We start from the raw sequence: 18,551 nt of genomic DNA, 5'->3' as shown, positions 1-18,551 counted from the left end.
GGATAAGGGTTCCGAGAGTCGTGGTATCACGACGGCCGGACGCTGCCGATCGACGGGCGACCGGCACGGTCCGCGAAATCAGTCGTCGTCCGGCTCGAGGTCGAACTCCTCCCCCTCGAGCGCGCCTGCTTCCTCCAGCTTCTCGAGGCGCTGCGCGGCGTCCTGCTGGATGTAACCCGTAAGGACGGCGATGACGGCGACCACGAACAGCGGGACGCCGACGAGCAGGGCGAGGACGCCGAGTACGCCGAGGAGATCCGGCGTGAGGAGCGCCGGAGCGAGGGCACCGACGGGGTCGAACGCCATGCCAGTACGGATGCGAGCGGACGGCTTAATCGCTGGGGTTTCGGACTACTTACCGAGCTGACCCGTCGCCGTCCGGGAATTTGAGCGGCGTCCCCGTGGCTCTCGGTACCGGACTGCATGCCTTCTGGTAATACATCGTCGTATTTTTATTCATCAAGGGCATATCGCGACCGATGGCACTCGACTTTACACCGACGACGATCGACGACCTCGATCCGGAGCGGCGCCCCTCCTTCCGGCAGGCGCTCGTTCCGGTGCTCGCGGTCGTCCTCTTCCTGGGGATCGGCTCGGCCGTGCTCGGCCTCGCTCCCCACGGACCGCTGCTCTGGAGCATCGTTGCGACGGGCGCGTTCGGTTACTACCTCGGCTACTCCTGGGAGGACCTCTCCGAGGGGATCATCAACGGACTGGTGATGGGGATGCAGGCGCTGCTGATCATCTTCACCATCTACGCCCTGATCGCGACCTGGGTCGACGCCGGGACGATCCCGGCGATGATGTACTACGGCCTCGAGTTGCTCTCGCCGCAGGTGTTCCTGCCCGCGGCGGCCGTTCTAGCGGCCGTCGTCGCGTTCTCGATCGGCTCCTCGTGGACGACGGTCGGGACGCTCGGCGTCGCGTTCGTCGGAATCGGCTCGGGGCTCGGCGTTCCCGCGCCGATGACCGTCGGCGCGGTCATCTCGGGCGCCTATGCGGGTGACAAGCAGTCGCCGCTGTCGGACACGACGAACCTCGCGGCCGGCGTGACGAACACGCCGCTGTACGATCACATTCACCGCATGCGAACGGGGACGGCGATCGCCTTCGGCCTCTCGGTGCTCGGTTTCGCCGCGCTCGGCCTCCAGTTCGGCGGCGCCGTGCCGGCCGATCGGATCGCCGAGATCCAGACCGCGCTCGCGGGCGCGTACTCGCTGTCCGTGCTCGCGTTCGTTCCCCTCGTCGTCACGTTCGGCCTCGCGCTTCGGGGCTACCCCGCGCTGCCGACGCTCGTCGCCGGCGTCTTCGCGGGCGTTATCACCGCGATCCTCGTCCAGGGAACGGGCTTCGTCCCCGCCTGGGAGGTCTTCATGGGCGGCACCGCACCCGAGACGGGGTCGGATCTCGTGGACGACCTGCTCGCCACCGGCGGCCTCACCGGCTCGGCCTGGACGATCACCGTCGTCGTCGCGGCCCTGTCGCTCGGCGGTCTGCTCGAGCGCATCGGCGTCCTCGCGGTGCTCGCCGACCGGCTCTCGCAGGGCGTCCGCAGTTCCGGCGGCCTGATCGCCGGCACCGGCGTCTCCGCCATCGTCGTCAACGCGCTGACCGCCCAGCAGTACATGAGCATCGTCCTGCCGGGCGTGACGCTGCGGAACCTCTATGACGAGTTCGGCCTCGACAGCGACGAACTCTCCCGCGCCGTCGAGGCGGCCGGGACGCCGACCGGCGCGCTCATGCCGTGGCACGCCGGTGCCGTCTTCATGGCCTCGGCGACCGGCGTCCCCACGCTCGAGTACGCGCCGTTCTACCTGTTCGGCTTCCTCTCGCCGCTGGTGCTGTTCGCGATGGCGCTGTCCGGGTTCGGCATTCCGACGACGCACCGGACCGAGCGCGCACAGCACGCCGACTAACGATCGCCCGATTCTCCCTGCTGACGCGCTGTTCTCGCTTCGGTCTTCCGCTCGACTCGAGTCCGATCCGCGAGCGCGAGCGAAAAGCAGTTGCTTCGGTCGTCAGTCCGCGCCCTGGGTCTCGACGGAGTCGAACCGCTCGAACGCTTCTTCGGTGAGATCGCCCGTCGTGTCGACGATGTCGGCCCATTCCTCATTATCTGGCGCCATCCCGAGCAGCCGGGCGATCTTCATGATCGAGACGTGGTAGACGCGCTGGCGGCCCGGTTCCTCCTGCCAGACGATCATATTACACGGGAACAGGCCGCCGATGCGGGGCGTCTCGTCGAGCGCCCGATCCGCGATCTCGGGGTTGCAGGCGCCGAGCACGTAGTAGGGGTCGCGGTCGGCGTCGACCTTCTCGTTCAGGAGCTCCGAGGGCGAGAACTCGACGGGGATGCCGAAACCGACGTCCTCGCAGACCTCGCGGACGTGCTCGATCGCTTCCTCGTGGTCCATCTCGAGGACGGCCTGCTTCTCGCCGAACTCGTCGGGGTCGATCGTCGCGGGATCGATGGGGAGACTCATACGCGGACGTTCGTCGGCCCGCCTCTTAACGTCCACTTCACACGTCGGTTCGTAACCGACCGGGTGCGGACGAACCGCAATACCCGACGAAACGATCGAAAATCGGCGTAAAAGCCGTCAAATCGGCGCAACCAACTAACCGGTTGAAGTAGCCGAAAGTCGTTCGAACGGACGTGATGACCCGATACGGACTACCGATCGCGATCGCACTCGTCGCAGTCGCCGCCCTCGTCGCGGCGACGGGCGCAGCAACCGCACAGCCGGACGGCGGGGCGCAGGTACAGGACGACGGGCCGCCGTCTGAACTCCCGGGACCGGTTCCGGAGTTCGTCACGGAGCTGCTCGGCACTATCGGTGAGTTCATCGGCGGCGCAGCTACCGCGCTCGGCGACACCGTTCGGAGTATCGTCCCCGGTGCTACCGGTATCCCGCCCGCCGATACGTAAGAAACCGGATTCTCGAACGGCGAGCCGAGTGGCCGCGCGGTTCTCGAGATCGACCGCGGCGTCTTCTCGAATCGGACCGTCGTCACAGCGGAACCGGCAGCCACTCGAGAGCCCGCAGGAACGGCGTCGGATCGAACAGCGGTTCGTGGAGCACCAGCCAGTCCAGTAGGACGAGGCCGGCCCCGTGGGCGACGACGGAGGGGAGGATCGAATCGGACTTGTAGTCGATCGCGCCGAAGAGGACGTCCGTCGGCCCCGAGAGCACGAACTCGATCGGCGGCTTCGAGGCGTGGTGGAACATGTAGATTACGGGGCTGATGAACACCGCCTTGAATCCCAGTTCCCTGACGCCGACGCAGAGCAGCCCGCGGTAGTAGGTCTCGGCGGCCAGCGCCAGCGTGAACAGCTTGATCGCGTGGGGGACGAACTCGCCCGGCGCCGCCGACGTCTCCCAGATCGGGTAGAACGCGCGGATCGGCGGGAGCGTCGAGCCCACCAGATAGAACGGCAGCACGAACAGCGCGAGCAAGACGGCGTTCCGAACGGCGACGCGGTTGACGTTCCAGCCGACGTGGCGGCCGTGGGACAGCCCCAGCGCCAGCGGCCCGCCCAGCAGCAGGACGCCGTCGACGACGACCCGCGCGTCGAGGTCCCCGTGGGGGACGAAGTACATCCACAGCACCGTGAGAACCGCACCCGTCAGTAACGACTTCTGAACCCACGAGAGGCGGTCGAACTGCTCGCGAAGCCAACTGCCGCCGCGGCCGGTTTCCGCCGCCACGGCTTACTCGTCGGCGGTCGGTACCGGCCCCGTGCCGATGACGTCGCGGACGTGGCGCTCGAACTCCTGGCGGCGCTGGAAGTACGTCTCGTCGACCGCCTCGAGAACGGCCGAGAGTTCGCGGGGGCCGTCGGGCGTGCGGATCACGCTGTCGCCCTCGAGGCGGTCGATCTCGCTCTTTTCCTTCGGCCAGGTCAGCCGCGACGCCACCCGGGCGAGGGGCGCGCCCTCGACGGGCGTGTGTTCACCGAGCGAAACGGCCGGTTCCTCGTCCTCCTCGTCGCTCATGAACGGCGGTTCGCGAGCGCGTCGATTCAAGGTTTCGCTTCCGCCGGTGGATCGGCGCGATCGACGCGGTCGACGCGGCCGGGGAACCGGGACCTCTCCGACCGCCGAGATGTGTCTGACGTAGGGTTTTGTGGTGGGAGGTCGAATGCCCGCGCATGACAAGCCTGACGGAGGTCTACGACGGGAACGCTCGAGGCGTCAGCCGCCGCCGGCTGTACGCGGGGAGCGGGCTCGTCCTGTGCGGCGCCGCGCTCGCCGTCGTGGCCGTGCTCGTGGCAACGACCGACCTCTTCGCCGACTTCGTCGTCGGGTTCGCCGACTGGGGGATGGCCGAGCGGTTCACGGTCGTCCGCGTCGCCGGCGTCCTCGCGGGCATGGGCGTTCCGGCCGCTCTCGTCGGCGTCTTCATCGTCCTGCCGGCGGGCCGTCGGGTCCGCGCCGCCGCCGCGATCAGCGCCAGCCTCTGTCTGCTCGGCGTCGTCCTGTTCTGGCACGCCTACCCGGAGAACTGGCGGTACGGCGAGCACACCCTCACGCTCGAGGTCTCGGCGATCTACCTCCTCGGGCTCTTTACCGCCGTCTGGTGTCTGTTCACCGCCGTGGTCAACTTCAAGACGCGCAACGATCCGGGCGGCATGCTCGAGATGAACGTCACCCGGCGCAACCAGACCATCGTCGAAGTCGAAGACGGGGACGAGTCGGGGGGCGGCCTCGGCGGCATCGGCTTCCTCGGCGGCACGCCGGACGGCGACGTCGAGACGCAGACGAACGCAGACGCCGGCGGCGCCGACGCTACCGCGAGCGACGACGGAACGACGCTCTCGTTCGACGGGTCGTCGGGTGCGGGCCGGTCGACCGGCGCGCAGTCTCCGATGGCCGGCGGCGCCGGAGCCGGAGCCGGAGCGACGCCGACGAGCGACGGCGGGACGGCGGCCTCGGACATCTCCTCGCCGCTCGACGGGGGCGCCGCGACCGAGGCGAGCGCCGAGGAGTTCGACGCCGAAATCGTCGAGTCCGCGGGCACGGGCCTCGACGCATCTACCGGCGCCACGGACACCTCCCCCGACGATCACGCGGATCGGTACTGCGGCAACTGCCGGCACTTCGAGTACGTCCGCTCCTCGGACGGGATGGTTCCCTACTGCGCCCGCCACGACGCGGCGATGGACGACATGGACGCCTGCGACGAGTGGACGCCGAACCGACGCGAGAAGTAGACGGTGCGGTCGTCTTCCGAACGGTTCTCGCTTTTCTACGCTTCCGTCGGAAATCAGTTCGAAGGGCCCATTACAGCCCGAACGCCTGTCGTCCGGCCTCGAGCAGCGGTGGCAACCGATAGACGATCGCGGCCGCGATCAGCAGTTCGCCCACCGTGACGGCGACCGTCATCACGTTCGCGTGCTTGCTGCTGACCGTAACGCCGATCGGGAGTCCGAACTCCTTCTTCCAGACCGGGTAGAACAGCGCGATGCCGCGCTTGCTCCCCGCGACGTCGAGGACGTAGTGGGTCAGAATGCCGATCCAGACGTACTCGAGGTTGCCGAACAGTGCGGGGAAGGCGACGAAGCCGGCGAGCAGCGGCAGGTTGTGCAGCGTCTTCCGGTGTTTCCCGAATTCCGTGTCGATGTCGGGGACCATCGCCCCGAGCGTGACCGGGACGCCGATCTCGACGATCGTCCGAAAGGTCGTCAGGTCCCCCGTCGGCTCGAGCAGATACCCCAACCCGATGCCCAGCAGCACGGCGTTTAGCACGTGTCCCTTCTTGTTCATCACGCGGTACTCGAGAGCCGAGGGTGGAATAGTTTACTCTCGAGAACGTCTTCGTTGCGAGTCGTTTCCCGCCCTCGAGAACGGCGAGCGAACGGCGTGCTCGAGCGTCGGTTCGCCGGACCGCGATCAGGACTGGGACCGGGAATCGATCTCGGCGAGCAGGTCCGCGAGTGCCCGGTCGACCGTCTTCGCCCGCACGTCCGCGCGGTCACCGTCGAACTCGTAGCGGGAGACGGTCGCGTACGACGACTCGCTGCCCCACGGACCGGCATAGGCGACCCCGATGTAGACGGTCCCGACGGGATTCTCCGCGGTGCCGCCGGTCGGACCGGCGACCCCGGTCGTCGCGATCCCCCACGTCACGTCGGCGACGTCGCGGACGCCGCGGGCCATCTCGCGGGCGACGGGCTCCGAGACGGCGCCGTGTTCGTCCAGCGCCTCGCGGCTGACGCCGAGGTGGCGCCGCTTGGCGTCGTAGGCGTAGGTCGTCAACCCCGAATCGAAGTAGTCGGTGGCCCCCGGTACGGACGTGATCGCGGCCCCGATCAGCCCGCCGGTACAGGACTCGGCGACGGCCAGTGTCTCCTCGCGGTTGCGCAGGGCGTCGGCGACTTCCATCGGCAGGTCACGGTCGATGTCGTCGTTCATGGTCCCACTAACGGGACCGAAAGACGTCAAATCCTGGGCTTCGATCGAGCGCACCGCCGCGACCGAACAGAAAGAACGACGGTGCGGGCCGCCGGTCTCTCCCGTATGGAGTACGAGACGCCGCTGTTCTTTCGCGTCATGCAGTACGCCTCGAGCGCGGACCGCGACGTCATCGACATGGTCAGCGGAAACCCCGACTGGGACCCGCCCGAAGCGTTACGCGAGGGGCTACACGAGTACGCCGACCTCGAGCCCGCGGCGTTCCAGTACCCGCCCAGCGACGGCCTGCGCGAACTGCGCGAGGAGATCGCCGCCCGGCGCGGCGTCGACGTCGAGCAGGTCGTCGTCACCAACGGCGCGGGCGAGGCCAACTACCTCGCGATGGCCCGCGCGCTCGAGCGCGACCGCGGCGACGAAGTCCTGTTAACTGATCCCGTCTACCCCTACTATCCGGGGAAGACGACGATGCTCGGCGGCACGCAGCGGTTCGTCGCCGCCGACGAGGACGGGCAACTCGACCCCGCGGACGTCCGCGAGGCCGCGAGCGAGGAGACCGGCGCGATCGTGGTCAACTCGCCGAACAACCCCACGGGTGCCGTGTACCCCGCGGAGACGATGCGGGAACTCGTCGCGATCGCCGAGGAGTACGACGCCGTCCTCGTCAGCGACGAGGTGTACGACCACTTCGATCTCTCGGGAGACTTCTCGAGCGCGCTCGAGATCGACTCGGACCGCCGGATCGTCACCAACGCCTTCTCGAAGTCGCTGGCGATCACCGGCTTCCGCGTCGGCTACGCGATCTTCCCGCCGGAGCTGGTCGAGGCGGCCAGGAGCCGCCACATGCTGGTCAACGTGGCCGGCAGCCGCCCCGCCCAGTACGCGGTCCTGCGGGCGCTCCGAGAGACCGACCCCGCGTACTACGAGGCGAACCGCGAACTGCTGCGCGAGCGCGTGGCAACGTTCACCGACGCCTTAGACGCCGCGGGCGCCGAGTACACGACGCCCGATGGCTCGTTCTACGTGCTGGCTCGCTTCGAGGACTACCCGGGGACGCTCGAGAACGTCTTCCGGCTGATCGACGAGGCCGGCGTGGCGGGGATGCCCGGCGACGCCTTCGGCGAGTCGCGGTCGGACTGGCTGCGCTTCGCGCTGGTGACGCCCCGCGTCGAGGAGGCGGCGGAGCGGCTGGCGACGTACTTCTCGTAAGCGCACGACGGGGCGCTCGTCGACGGCTCGAACGGGACGCCCGCTCGAGACCGACGAATACTCGTGACGGGGGCGGGAACGGAACGGTATGAGCGGAATCGACGTCGAGCCGGTCGACGAGAGCGAGGAGCACGACACGGCCACGGACGGCGACGACAACACGATCGAGGTCACGCCGACGGACTCGGTCGACGACGCGGACCGCGAAACGATCGACGTCGAGCCGTCCGACGAGCCAATCGAGGGGCCCGATTACATCCTCTACGGCGGGAAGGGCGGCGTCGGGAAGACGACGATGGCGGCCGCGACCGCGCTCGACAGCGCCCGCGGCGGCACCAGCACGCTCGTCGTCTCGACGGACCCGGCCCACTCGCTGTCGGACACCTTCGAGACCGAGGTCCCCGCCGAGCCCGGCCGGATCCGCGACGACATCCCCCTCTACGCGGCCGAGATCGACCCCGAGGCCGCGATGGCACAGGGGAAGACGGCGCTGTTCGGCGGCGCCGGCGGACCCGGCGAGGGGGACGCCGCGGGCGAGGATCCGCTGGGGACGGGCATGGGCGCCGATTCCGACGCCGGGGCCGGTGGCGATGCCGGAGCCGGCGGCCCCCTCGGCGACCTCGGCGGCCTCGGCGAGATGCTCGGCGGCGAGTCCCCCATGGAGGCGCTGTTCGGCGGCGCGATGCCCGGCGCCGACGAGGCCGCCGCCATGCAGCTCCTGCTCGAGTACATGGACGACCCCCGGTTCGAGCGCGTGGTCGTCGACACCGCGCCGACGGGTCACACCCTCCGCCTGCTGAAACTGCCCGAACTGATGGACACCATGATGGGTCGGATCATCAAACTCCGCCAGCGTCTCAGCGGCATGTTCGAGGGGATGAAGGGCCTGTTCGGCGGCCAGGAGCCACCCGAGGACGAGAACGATCTCGACGATCTCGACGAACTCCGCGACCGGATCGAGCGGCTCCGCGCGGTCTTGCAGGATCCCGCGCGGACGGACTTCCGGATCGTCATGATCCCCGAGGAGATGAGCGTCTTCGAATCCAAGCGGCTGCGCCAGCAACTGCGGGAGTTCGACATCCCCGTCGGCACGATCGTCGTCAACCGCGTCATGGAGCCGCTCTCGGACGTGACCGACGACGTGCAGGGTGAGTTCCTCCAGCCGAACCTCGAGGACTGCGAGTTCTGTCAGCGCCGCTGGGACGTCCAGCAGGGCGCGCTCGCGGAGGCCCAGGACCTGTTCCGCGGCACCGACGTCCGCCGCGTCCCGCTGTTCGCCGACGAGGTCCGCGGCGAGGGGATGCTCGAGGTCGTCGCAGCCTGTCTGCGGTAAGCGGGACGGCAGGTCGCCTCGAGCGACCGATGCGGGCCGCCGGAGAGGAACGATCAGCTGGACTGACTGTCGGGCGCGACGAAGCTACTGTTATCCCGTCGCTCGTGGTACATTATGCCATGGTCGACAGTAGAACGTATCAGTTCGAGGGCGCGGACCCGTCGATCGACGACGCGGCGCGGGTGAGCCGCGAGGCGGTGCTGGTCGGCGACGTCGAGGTCGCCGCCGAGGCGAGCGTCTGGCCGGGCGTCGTCCTGCGTGGCGACATCGGGCCGGTCCGAATCGGGCGCCAAACCCACGTCGGGGACAACGCGACGATCCACGCCTCGCGGCTCGCGGATCGCGTCATGGTCGGCCACGGGGCGGTCCTGAACGACGCCGTCGTCGAAGAAGGTGCGCTCGTGGGCTTCAACGCGACGATCAATACCGACGTCACCGTCGGCAGCCGCTCTGTCGTCGCCGCCGGCACGGTCGTCCCGGACGGCTACGAGATCCCGCCCGAATCGTTCGTTCGGGGCGTTCCCGCCGAGAGCACGCCGCTCGAGGAGACGACGATCGATCCCGAGGACATCTTCGAGGCGTTCTCCTCGGGCGAGTACACCGACCTGGCGCAGCGACACGACCAGTTGTTCGAGTGACCGAGTCGGGAGCGGGCGGCCCCGCACCGCCGCTACTCCGCTTCGGACTCGGCCGCCGGCACGACCGTCACCGGCCGATCGCTGTCGAGGACGACCGCCTGCGCGACGCTACCGAACAGCACCTTGCCGACCGGCGATCGATTGCGGACGCCGACGACGATCACGTCGCTGTCGTACTCGTCGGCGCGCTCGAGGATCGTCCCGGCCGGATCGCCCGTCGCCTCGTGGGCGGCATATTCGACGCCGGCGTCCGCGAGCCGGTCGGCCGCCGTTTCGACGGACTCCGGAATGCGCTGGAGGTCTCGCAGCTCCTCCATCTCCTCCTCGTAGGACTCCGCGAAGCCGCCGGCCGCCCACTCGGCGTCCGCCGTCGCCGCCTCGTCGTGCACGTGGAGCACGTCGACGAAGACCGCCGACGCCGCCCGCGGCAGTTCGAGGACCGCGTCGACCTGCCGGCGCGCTCGAGCCGGCTCGTCTGCGACGGGGAGCAGTACCCGGTACATGCGGGATCGTTCCACGACGGGACGTAAAGTCGTTCGCGGGGTCGGAGACGGGGGCGGCGGCCGTTCGGCCGCCGAGCGCCATCGTCACTCGACCATCGCCGGCTCGTCGATCGGCGGCTCGAGGCGGATCGCGTACGCCAGCAGGCCGGCGGCGACGAGACAGCCCGTAGCCAGCAGCCACCACGAGGCCCGGTAGCCGACGGTATCGGCGAGGTAGCCGAAGGCGGGCGGCGCGAGGATCGAGCCGGCGACCAGCGCCAGTTGCCCGCCGGCGGTCGCGCCGCCCATCTCGTCGGCCGCGACCAGCGTCGCCATGCAGGAGTAGTAGACGCCGGTGTTCCCGAGGACGAAGAACCCGAGCCCGCCGAAGGCGACGGTCGCCGAGAGCGCGGTTTCGGTGGCGGCGACGACGACGAACAGCGCGGCGCTGCCGACCGCCTGGACGATCAGGATCGTTCCGATCCGGACCCGCGGCTCGCCGGGGAGCGCGTCGCTCAGCCACCCCGTGACGATGCGCCCGACGCTGCCGGTCAGTTGGACCACGGCGAGGACGACGCCGCCGAACGCGACCGAGGCGCCGATCTCCTCCGCGACGAACAGCACGGTGTAGCCGGTCGTGGTGAACAGCGCGGCGCCGAGGAAAACGCCCGCGAGGGCGAGGATCCGGTACGGGCGGTTGCGGGAGAGCGCGCGGAAGTCGGGGTACTCCGCCCGCCCGTCGTCGTCCGAACCCGGATAGAGGGCGGCGAAAAGCGCGACGACGACCAGCCCGACGCCGGCGGCGACCAGAAAGCCGGCCTGCCAGAAGAAGACGCCGGCCAGCCCCGTCACGAGCAGCGAACTGAGCCCGCTGCCGGCGGTGACGCCGACCTGTTTGATTCCCATCGCGAGGTTCTGGCGACCGGCCGCGACGTTGTCGTAGATGGCCTTGTTCGTCCCCGGGATCGCCGTCGCGTACAACGAGCCGAGGACGAAGGCGGCGGCGAGCAGGAGGCCGTACGACGGCGCGCCGGCGACCAGGGCGGCGCCGCTCGAGAGGCCAAGTAGGCCGATCACGAGCGTGCGGCGCTCGCCGTAGCGATCGACCAGCGCGCCGACCGGCAGCAGGAAGGTCGCGTAGCCGAGCGTCAGCGCCGTCACGACGAAGCCGACCGAAAACCGCGAGAGCCCGAACTCCTCGCGGAAGAGCGCGGTCGCGGCGAAGACGGTGTAGTAGCAGACGCTCGCGGCGACCTGCCAGAGCGTGACGAGCGAGACCGTCCGCCAGTACGACCGCGATCGGGATTGCGATTGCGACTGCGAGTGCGACCGAGCCATCGAGTCGGGCCGACGTTTTCCGGGGAGTCGCTTTACTGTGGCGCAATCGGACGCGGGCGCCGGGGTCGGTTACCCGTCCTCCCCGTCCCACTCGCCGCCGACCCGATCGACGCCCATCATCGCCTCGCCGGGATGCTCCGTGAAGACGACCTTCATGTTCTCGTCCGGGACGCCGAACCGATCGCCGACGTACGCCATCGTCTCGAGGGCGAAGGCGCGCTTGCGCTCGAACGGTCGCCCCCGTCGGATCTCGGCGTCGAGGAAGCACAGCGGCCCCTCGACGGCGCGCCCGAGGTGCAGCGCCGCGGGGTCGTGCTCGCGGATCGTGACGGCCACGTGGCCCGCGGTCGTCGCCATCTCCGCGGTGTAGATGTCCGTCACGCGGTCGGCGAACGCGTTCTTTTGATCGGCCGACAGCGACAGCGTCGTGTCGAACTGTAAGAGGGGCATACGTCGGCTTGGCGGCCCGCTGCCTTCTGCGTTGCCGGTACCGGCGCGTTCGGACGCCGAACGTGTTCCGGATTCGAAAAGTCTTTAGCCGCAGTGACTGACTAGACAGTCAGTGAGTATCGAGCCCATTTCAGCCACCGGCAGCGGAGCAGCCGCGGCCCGAGCGGGCCGTAGACGCGGCTTCGAGCGCCGTCCGTTCCGAACGCGAGTCGTCCCCGAAACCGCCAGCGTCGGCGATGCTCCCCGCCGGCTCCGGTTCCCCGTCTTCGGTGATACATGAGTCCCGGGAGCCCGTCCGACGAGCCGGACCCGTCCGCGAACGACGCCAATTCGGCGGCGGACGACGGTTCGGGCTCGAGGACCGGATCCGGCGCCGATGCCGACGCCGACGAGCCCGGCGACCCTGGCGGTTCCGGTGAATCCGACCGCCTGCGCGGCCCCGACGACCCCGACCTCGAGTCCGGCCTCGGCGACGTGAGCGGCTCGATCACCGAGGGCAGCCTCGTGCGGCCGCTCTTTCACCTCGCCTGGCCGATCGTCGTCATCCAGCTGCTGCAGGTCACCTACAACGTCGTCGACACGCTCTACCTCGGCCGACTCTCCACGGACGCCGTCGGCGCGATCAGCCTCGCCTTTCCGCTGATCTTCCTGCTGATCTCCATCGCCGGCGGCTTCACGACCGCCGGGGCGATCCTCGTCGCCCAGTACACCGGTGCATCGGGCGAGCGCTCGGCGGGCGTCGTGACCGGCCAGACCGTCTCGTTCGTCGGCCTGCTCTCGATCGTCCTCGGCGTCGTCGGCTACTTCTACACCCGGCCGGCGCTCGAGGTCCTACCGAGCGATCAGGAGACCGCCGCGGCCGTCATCCCGCTTGCGGCGGACTACATGGAGATCGTCTTCCTCGGGCTGCCGCTGATGTTCGGCTTCTTCGTCTTCTCCGCCCTGATGCGGGGCTACGGCGACACGCGGACGCCGATGCTCGTCATGGTCGTCTCCGTGTTCATCAACGTCGTCCTCGACCCGTTCTTCATCTTCGGCTTCCAAGGGAATCCGCTGTTCGGCTGGGTCGGGATGGCGGGCCTCGAGCAAACGCTCTACGCGACGACCGGCTTCGCCGGGCTCGGCATCGAGGGCGCCGCGCTCGCGACGATCCTCGCGCGGGGCGTCGGTACCGCCATCGGGCTCGGACTGCTGTTCGGGACCGACCTCGGCCCGACGGCGAGCCTCGAGCACCTGCGGCCGGACCTCGACCTGATCGAGGACATCGTCCGCCTCGGGACGCCGAGCACGGTCGAGCAGAGCATGAGTGCGCTGGCGATGATCTCGCTGACGGCCATGGTCGTCACGTTCTCGCCGCCGGTGGTCTCGGCCTACGGGCTCGGAAACCGGCTGATCTCGATCGTGTTCCTGCCCGCGATGGGGCTGGGGCGGGCGATCGATACGATGGTCGGCCAGAACCTCGGCGCCGATCGGCCCGATCGGGCCGCCCGCTCGGCCTGGCTCGCCGCGGCGACCGGCTCCGGGATCATGCTGCTGGTCGCGGTCGTCGCGGTCGCGTTCACCGAACCGATCGTGAGCGCGTTCCTCGGCAACGTCGACGACGCGGCGGAGACGATCGCCTACGGCGTCGAGTACGTCCGGATCCGGTCGGTCGAGTTCGCGTTCATCGGCGTCTCGCAGGTGATGCTCGGCGCGTTCCGCGGGGCCGGCAACACGAAGACCGCGATGGTCGTCTCGATCATCACGCTGTGGGTCGGCCGCGTCGGTACCGTCTTCACGCTCGTGTTCGTCCTCGGCTGGGGCGCGACCGGCGTCTGGATCGGGATGGCCGTCGGGAACGTCGTCGGCGCGCTCGTCGGCGTCGCGTGGTTCGCCCGCGGCACCTGGAAGGAGAAGTACATCGACGACGAGGGCGTCGACGCCGTCGCGGGCAGTTCGGCCGACTGATCGCGCAGATCGGCCGCCGTACGCCGCTTCCCAGAGTTCGTTTCAATTTCCCTCAATTGGTATTTAATAGCCGTCTCTGGTAGATCCGCACGGATGACGCCCGCTACTCGGAGCAGGTGGCGATCCGCGGCCCGGCGCTGCTGGACGTACCTGTGGCGCCTCAACGCGCGGACGAAAGCGTACCTCGCGCTCGACGCGCCGGCGATCGCTCGCGATATCGACGTACAGGACGTCCAGCCGCCGGGCGAGGCCGAGCGGCCGGCTCCAGTTGCCTTCCTCGAGGCCGCCGACGGCGGCGGTCACGGGTCGCAGTCCGACGAGAGAACGGGGTCTACCGCCGGCGACGCCGACCGGACCGACTCCCGCGCCGGGGTCGGAACGGAAGACGACGCCGGTGCGACGGCCGGCGGCGACGGCGACGGACGCGGGGGCGGCGGATCGCCGTTCGACGTCGGCGGCTCGTACGGACGCCGCCAGCAGATCGGGTTCGTCCTCGGGCCGGCGCTGTTCGCGCTCATCTTTCTCTCGCCGACGCCCGCGGGATTGTCGCCCGAGGGAAAGGCGGTCGCGGCCGTCACCGCCTGGGTCGCCGCCTGGTGGATGTCCGAGGCGATTCCGATCCCCGCGACGTCACTGTTGCCGATCGTCATGTTCCCGCTGACCGGCGCGCTCCCGGCGGCGGAGACGACGCCGTCCTACGCCCATCCGCTGATCTTCCTCTTTATGGGCGGCTTCTTCCTCGCGATGGCGATGCAGCGGTGGGGGCTCCACCGGCGGATCGCGCTCCGGACGATCAAAACCGTCGGCACCGAGCCCTCGCGGCTCATCCTCGGGTTCATGCTCGCGACGGCCTTCCTCTCGATGTGGGTCTCCAACAGCGCGACCGTGATGATGATGACGCCGATCGCGCTGGCGGTCATCTATCAGACCGCGGACCTGGTCGAGGAGGCCGACCTCGACGTCGACACGAGCGAGGGGAACTTCTCCTTCGGCGTCGCGCTGATGCTGTGTATCGCCTACGGCGCCTCCGTCGGCGGCGTCTCGACGCTGATCGGCACCCCGCCGAACGTCCTCTTCGCGGGTCAGGCGTCCGCGCTGTTCGGCCAGTCCGTGAGCTTCGCCGAGTGGATGCTCTACGGCGTCCCGATCTCGATCGTCGGCCTCGTGGCCGTCTACGTCTACGTCACCCGCGCGGTCTCGCCCCAGTTCAGCGAACTCCCTGCGGGTGCGGACACGATCGACCGCGAACTCGAGCGGCTCGGTCCGATGGTCAGACAGGAAAAGCTTGTCGCCGTCGTCTTCGTCGGGATGGCCACCGCGTGGATTGGAAGCAGTCTGCTCGACCCGCTGCTCGGCATCGCACCGCCGGAGGACGCCGACACGATCGTCGCCATCGGCGGCGCGATGGTGCTCTTTACCCTGCCGACGACCGCCGACGGCGAGCGGACCTTCCTGCTGGACTGGACCAACGCCGTCGACATCCCGTGGGGCGTGATCCTCCTGTTCGGCGGCGGGCTCGCGATCGCCAACGCCTTCGGCGAGACGGGCCTCGCGGCCTGGATCGGCGAGCAACTGCAACTGCTCGAGGGGGTCTCGATGGTCGTCATCCTGCTGGCGGTCGTGACGATGACGATCTTCCTCACCGAGGTCACCTCGAACACGGCGACGACGGCGATGCTGATGCCGATCCTCGCCGGGGTCGCGGTCGGGATCGGCGTCCACCCGTTCGGCCTGATGATCGCCGGCGCGACGGCGGCCTCGTTCGCGTTCATGCTGCCGGTCGCGACGCCGCCCAACGCCATCGTCTTCGGCAGCGGCTACATCACCTTGCCCCAGATGGCCCGCGTCGGCGTCGGGCTCAACGTCATCGGCATCGTCCTCATCACGCTGGTCGCGCTGGGCTGGCTGCCGCTGGCCTGGGGGATCGATCTCGGAACGTTGCCGACGGAGTTCGTCAATGCGTGGTCCGGGTGAGGGCGCGACCGGCGGGCCGCCGCTCGGAATCGGATCGCTATTCCGCGGACCTATTTAAATCGATCGACCGTTATAGTTATCCGAATTCTCGCGTTTTCAGCCCTTAGAAACGCCTGTTCCACCATTCTCGAAACCCGGGAATGAGTGGGGTCCTTGATAGGCGTCATGTCGAAACGTAGCGTGAGAGGTAATGTCGTACCGCGATCACAACGATCAAACTGCACAGGGGTGGGACCGTTCGATCCTTGAGGTCCTCGAGCGGACGAACCAAGCGACCGCCGCGGAGCTCGCCGCGGCGCTGGATACGCATCCGATGACGATCGAGCGGCAGTGTCGGCTCCTCCAGCGGAAGGGGTACGTCAAGCGCGGAATCGCCGGCACGTACACCCTCGCGGAGGCGGGCCAGCGACGAGCGGAATCGATGGCTGCTGACTGATTCTTCGCGCGCGGCGCTGCGGCGCGTCGGCGGATGCGTCGACTGCTATCTCGGAGTCGCTGCTCTCGCTCGAGCGCGGTGACAGCGGTCGCCCGTACGCTCGCGTCACCGTTACAACAGACGTTGGACTGTGGGTGCGGTCGGGCCGGCTGCCGGTAGTAACTTCGTGCACTCCGTGCTGCGGTTACCCGTCCGCGAGTCAGACCAGCTTTCGGAGCAGTCCGTACCCCGCGTCGCGGATCCAGTCCGGCAGGTACTCCGCGTAGACGCCGTACTGCGCGAGCGGGCCGACCGGATACCGGGCCGGCGGCTCGGGCGTCGTGCCGGCCTCGAGGATCGCCTGCGCGACGTCCTCGGGCTGTGAGGCGAAGGGACCGCCGCTGCCGCCGCCGACCAGTTGCATCTCGTCGTACAGCTCGTACAGCGTCTCGTAGGCCGGCGTGCGCTCGTCGGCGGGCAGTTCCTCGTCGACGCGGTCGGCGAAGTCCGTCTCGACCGGCCCGGGCTCGATCACGACGACGTCGATCCCGAACTCCTCGACCTCGGCCCGCAGCGAGTCGCTCATCGCCTCGAGGGCGTACTTCGAGCCCGAGTAGGCGCCCGAGCCCGGGAACGAGACCCGTCCGGCGACGCTCGAGACGTTGATGATCCGGCCGGCGCCCTGGGCGCGCATGTGCGGCAGGGCGGCGCGGACGAGTCGGTGAGGACCGTAGACGTTGACGTCGAACTGCCGGTGCAGGTCGGCCGTCGAGACGTCCTCGAGCGGCCCCATCTGCGCGTAGCCGGCGTTGTTGACCAGACAGTCGATCGCGCCGGCGATATCGACGGTTCGCTCGACGGTGCGGGCAACCTGTTCGGGGTCGGTGACGTCGAGTTCGAGGGTCGTACAGCCCGCGTCCTCGAGATCGTCGATGTCGTCGACGTTGCGCGCCGTGGCGAACACCTGCCAGTCGTCCTCGAGGAACGCCCGCGCGGTCGCGCGCCCGATGCCGGACGAGCAGCCGGTGATCAGGACGCTCTTCTTGCGGGTGTAGCGGTCGTCGTCGCTCTCGGCGTCGCGGTCCAGATCGCGGTCAGTTGCGCTCGCGGTCCCGGTCGCGGTGTCGCGATCCGCCTCGACGGCGCCGTCGGAATCGCCGTCTTCGACTTCCTCAGCGGTGGCCATGTGGGAGACGTTCGTGGGACGACACCTAAGTAGCGACGGTTTGTCTCGCTCGCCGAACCGTTCGGCGGGCGGACCGGTTGCGGACTCGAGGCGGCCCGCGAGCGCGCCACCGGCCGCCGACGCGTCACGCACCGCCCGGTCGGCGATCGGATGCGTCGTAGCAGCGCGTCGATAGCGGCCGGAGCTACTCGCGTCGGGGCTGGTTCCCCTAGTCCTGTCGCTCTCGTTTGGCCTCGTCGGCGTAGTTGTCAGCCAGCCGAACGGGCTCGGGCAGTTTGTACGAGGCGGCACACTCGAGGACGATGTCGGCGGCCGTCTCCGGCCCGACGCGGTGGCCGGGGCTGACGTACAGCGGGTTGATGTGGCGGTTCGGCGAGTCGTACTGGCGCGTCTGGACGGCGTAGCCAAGCAGCGTGCCGTCGGGCGCGTCGACCCGCGAGTTCGATTCGATGGGGACGCGCGTTCCCTCCGGGAGGTCGTCGGTCTCCTCGGCGGGCGTCCCGCACAGTAGACTTTTCGCGACGCCGACGCTGGGCACGTCAAGCACCACGCCCATGTGCGTCGCAATGCCGGCCTGCCGGAAGTGGATTCGGCCGCTGCCGTCGAACAGCAGCAGGTCCGGCTCGACCGACAGCTCCTCGAGCGCCGCGAGGATCGGCTTCCCCTCGCGGAACGAAAGGAGGCCGGGGATGTAGGGGATCTCGAGGCCGGTCACGGCGTGGGCGCGCTCGATGACCTCGCCGTCCCGCATGGCGACGACGGCCGAAAGCGCGCGGTCCTGGTCGCCGTCGTCGTTCGTCAGGAAAGATTGGTCGACGCCGACGACGACCGGCGAGTCGGCGTCAGTCGGGGCGTCGGTCGAATCGCTCGAGTCGCTCGAGGAACCGGCCGTCGAATCCGCGAGGGTCGTCTGCGCGCCGTCCTCGCGGTCGGAATCCGGCGTAGTCAGGGCTCGAGGGTCGAACGCGAAATCGTCCTCGAAGACGGCGGCGGCGGCGATCTCGCGCTGGAGGGCCTCCATCTCCTCGCGCGAGAGGCCGGCGTCGGGAACGAGATCAGGTCGGGATACGCGCATCGATGGAGGACGGTTGGCGGCGCGCGAAAATCAGTTACGGGGTTGCGACGCGGTGTAGTGTCGGAGTCGGCAGAGTCGAACGTCGGCCGGT

General features: G+C 69.1%; 20 protein-coding genes. 9 read left to right on the top strand and 11 right to left on the bottom strand.

The annotated features are described in order from the left end of the window. Nucleotides 1–78 precede the first annotated feature (78 nt). Nucleotides 79–306, bottom strand: coding sequence for a hypothetical protein (locus ACYQ26_RS17565; RefSeq protein WP_459810181.1), 228 nt, complete (start codon nt 304–306; stop codon nt 79–81). 173 nt (nt 307–479) lie between these two features. On the opposite strand from ACYQ26_RS17565, the gene arcD reads away from it, so the two are divergent. Next, complete coding sequence (gene arcD / locus ACYQ26_RS17560) at nt 480–1,916, top strand: arginine/ornithine antiporter ArcD (RefSeq protein WP_459810180.1); 1,437 nt, start codon at nt 480–482, stop codon at nt 1,914–1,916. Nucleotides 1,917–2,018: 102 nt separating this feature from the next. On the opposite strand, the gene ACYQ26_RS17555 is transcribed toward arcD, so the two are convergent. Next, nucleotides 2,019–2,483 carry a DUF302 domain-containing protein gene (locus ACYQ26_RS17555; protein WP_459810179.1) on the bottom strand — a complete coding sequence of 155 codons (465 nt, stop codon included), beginning with the start codon at nt 2,481–2,483 and terminating at the stop codon, nt 2,019–2,021. A gap of 176 nt (nt 2,484–2,659) precedes the next feature. Here ACYQ26_RS17555 and ACYQ26_RS17550 point away from each other — a divergent pair, with 176 nt between their 5' ends. Continuing rightward, nucleotides 2,660–2,929: a hypothetical protein gene (locus ACYQ26_RS17550; RefSeq protein ID WP_459810178.1), complete on the top strand. Its 270-nt coding sequence runs from the start codon at nt 2,660–2,662 to the stop codon at nt 2,927–2,929. 82 nt (nt 2,930–3,011) lie between these two features. Here the strand turns inward: ACYQ26_RS17550 and ACYQ26_RS17545 are convergent, their stop codons facing one another. Together ACYQ26_RS17545 and ACYQ26_RS17540 are read right to left on the bottom strand one after the other, a co-directional pair. After that, on the bottom strand, nt 3,012–3,710 hold the full coding sequence (locus ACYQ26_RS17545; protein WP_459810177.1) for a CPBP family glutamic-type intramembrane protease: 699 nt from the start codon (nt 3,708–3,710) through the stop codon (nt 3,012–3,014). Between the two features lie 3 nt (nt 3,711–3,713). Next, nucleotides 3,714–3,998 (bottom strand): DUF5789 family protein, encoded by a 285-nt coding sequence (locus ACYQ26_RS17540; RefSeq protein WP_459810176.1) that lies wholly within the window; start codon nt 3,996–3,998, stop codon nt 3,714–3,716. A 155-nt stretch (nt 3,999–4,153) separates the two neighbouring features. On the opposite strand from ACYQ26_RS17540, the gene ACYQ26_RS17535 reads away from it, so the two are divergent. Then, nucleotides 4,154–5,215: a cell division protein CdpA domain-containing protein gene (locus ACYQ26_RS17535; protein WP_459810175.1), complete on the top strand. Its 1,062-nt coding sequence runs from the start codon at nt 4,154–4,156 to the stop codon at nt 5,213–5,215. Between the two features lie 70 nt (nt 5,216–5,285). On the opposite strand, the gene ACYQ26_RS17530 is transcribed toward ACYQ26_RS17535, so the two are convergent. Both ACYQ26_RS17530 and ACYQ26_RS17525 read right to left on the bottom strand, forming a co-directional pair. Continuing rightward, the gene (locus tag ACYQ26_RS17530; protein ID WP_459810174.1) at nt 5,286–5,768 is read right to left on the bottom strand and encodes a metal-dependent hydrolase; all 483 of its coding nucleotides are present in this window, start codon (nt 5,766–5,768) and stop codon (nt 5,286–5,288) included. A gap of 126 nt (nt 5,769–5,894) precedes the next feature. Further along, nucleotides 5,895–6,416, bottom strand: coding sequence for a CinA family protein (locus tag ACYQ26_RS17525; RefSeq protein ID WP_459810173.1), 522 nt, complete (start codon nt 6,414–6,416; stop codon nt 5,895–5,897). A gap of 105 nt (nt 6,417–6,521) precedes the next feature. Between ACYQ26_RS17525 and ACYQ26_RS17520 the strand changes: the two genes are divergently transcribed. The 3 genes from ACYQ26_RS17520 to ACYQ26_RS17510 all read left to right on the top strand — a co-directional run bounded on the left by ACYQ26_RS17520 (nt 6,522) and on the right by ACYQ26_RS17510 (nt 9,593). Further along, on the top strand, nt 6,522–7,622 hold the full coding sequence (locus ACYQ26_RS17520) for a pyridoxal phosphate-dependent aminotransferase (RefSeq protein WP_459810172.1): 1,101 nt from the start codon (nt 6,522–6,524) through the stop codon (nt 7,620–7,622). An 88-nt stretch (nt 7,623–7,710) separates the two neighbouring features. After that, nucleotides 7,711–8,955 (top strand): ArsA family ATPase, encoded by a 1,245-nt coding sequence (locus ACYQ26_RS17515; RefSeq protein WP_459810171.1) that lies wholly within the window; start codon nt 7,711–7,713, stop codon nt 8,953–8,955. A gap of 119 nt (nt 8,956–9,074) precedes the next feature. Then, nucleotides 9,075–9,593, top strand: coding sequence for a gamma carbonic anhydrase family protein (locus tag ACYQ26_RS17510; RefSeq protein ID WP_459810170.1), 519 nt, complete (start codon nt 9,075–9,077; stop codon nt 9,591–9,593). Between the two features lie 32 nt (nt 9,594–9,625). On the opposite strand, the gene ACYQ26_RS17505 is transcribed toward ACYQ26_RS17510, so the two are convergent. From ACYQ26_RS17505 to ACYQ26_RS17495, 3 genes are all read right to left on the bottom strand, one after another. Beyond that, nucleotides 9,626–10,096, bottom strand: coding sequence for a universal stress protein (locus ACYQ26_RS17505; protein WP_459810169.1), 471 nt, complete (start codon nt 10,094–10,096; stop codon nt 9,626–9,628). An 84-nt stretch (nt 10,097–10,180) separates the two neighbouring features. Continuing rightward, nucleotides 10,181–11,413, bottom strand: a complete 1,233-nt coding sequence (locus ACYQ26_RS17500; protein ID WP_459810168.1) for an MFS transporter — start codon at nt 11,411–11,413, stop codon at nt 10,181–10,183. Nucleotides 11,414–11,482: 69 nt separating this feature from the next. After that, complete coding sequence (locus ACYQ26_RS17495) at nt 11,483–11,863, bottom strand: tautomerase family protein (protein WP_459810167.1); 381 nt, start codon at nt 11,861–11,863, stop codon at nt 11,483–11,485. Nucleotides 11,864–12,139: 276 nt separating this feature from the next. On the opposite strand from ACYQ26_RS17495, the gene ACYQ26_RS17490 reads away from it, so the two are divergent. The 3 genes from ACYQ26_RS17490 to ACYQ26_RS17480 all read left to right on the top strand — a co-directional run bounded on the left by ACYQ26_RS17490 (nt 12,140) and on the right by ACYQ26_RS17480 (nt 16,220). Then, nucleotides 12,140–13,810 carry an MATE family efflux transporter gene (locus tag ACYQ26_RS17490; protein ID WP_459810166.1) on the top strand — a complete coding sequence of 557 codons (1,671 nt, stop codon included), beginning with the start codon at nt 12,140–12,142 and terminating at the stop codon, nt 13,808–13,810. A 93-nt stretch (nt 13,811–13,903) separates the two neighbouring features. Beyond that, nucleotides 13,904–15,784 carry an SLC13 family permease gene (locus ACYQ26_RS17485; protein WP_459810165.1) on the top strand — a complete coding sequence of 627 codons (1,881 nt, stop codon included), beginning with the start codon at nt 13,904–13,906 and terminating at the stop codon, nt 15,782–15,784. A gap of 190 nt (nt 15,785–15,974) precedes the next feature. Next, nucleotides 15,975–16,220 carry a winged helix-turn-helix transcriptional regulator gene (locus tag ACYQ26_RS17480; protein ID WP_459810164.1) on the top strand — a complete coding sequence of 82 codons (246 nt, stop codon included), beginning with the start codon at nt 15,975–15,977 and terminating at the stop codon, nt 16,218–16,220. A gap of 199 nt (nt 16,221–16,419) precedes the next feature. Here the strand turns inward: ACYQ26_RS17480 and ACYQ26_RS17475 are convergent, their stop codons facing one another. Both ACYQ26_RS17475 and ACYQ26_RS17470 read right to left on the bottom strand, forming a co-directional pair. Beyond that, complete coding sequence (locus tag ACYQ26_RS17475; RefSeq protein WP_459810163.1) at nt 16,420–17,385, bottom strand: SDR family oxidoreductase; 966 nt, start codon at nt 17,383–17,385, stop codon at nt 16,420–16,422. A gap of 208 nt (nt 17,386–17,593) precedes the next feature. Next, nucleotides 17,594–18,460: an endonuclease V gene (locus ACYQ26_RS17470; RefSeq protein WP_459810162.1), complete on the bottom strand. Its 867-nt coding sequence runs from the start codon at nt 18,458–18,460 to the stop codon at nt 17,594–17,596. Nucleotides 18,461–18,551: the final 91 nt, after the last annotated feature.

The organism is Halopiger thermotolerans (assembly GCF_054654555.1).
This window is presented reverse-complemented; position numbering and strand designations above follow the sequence as displayed.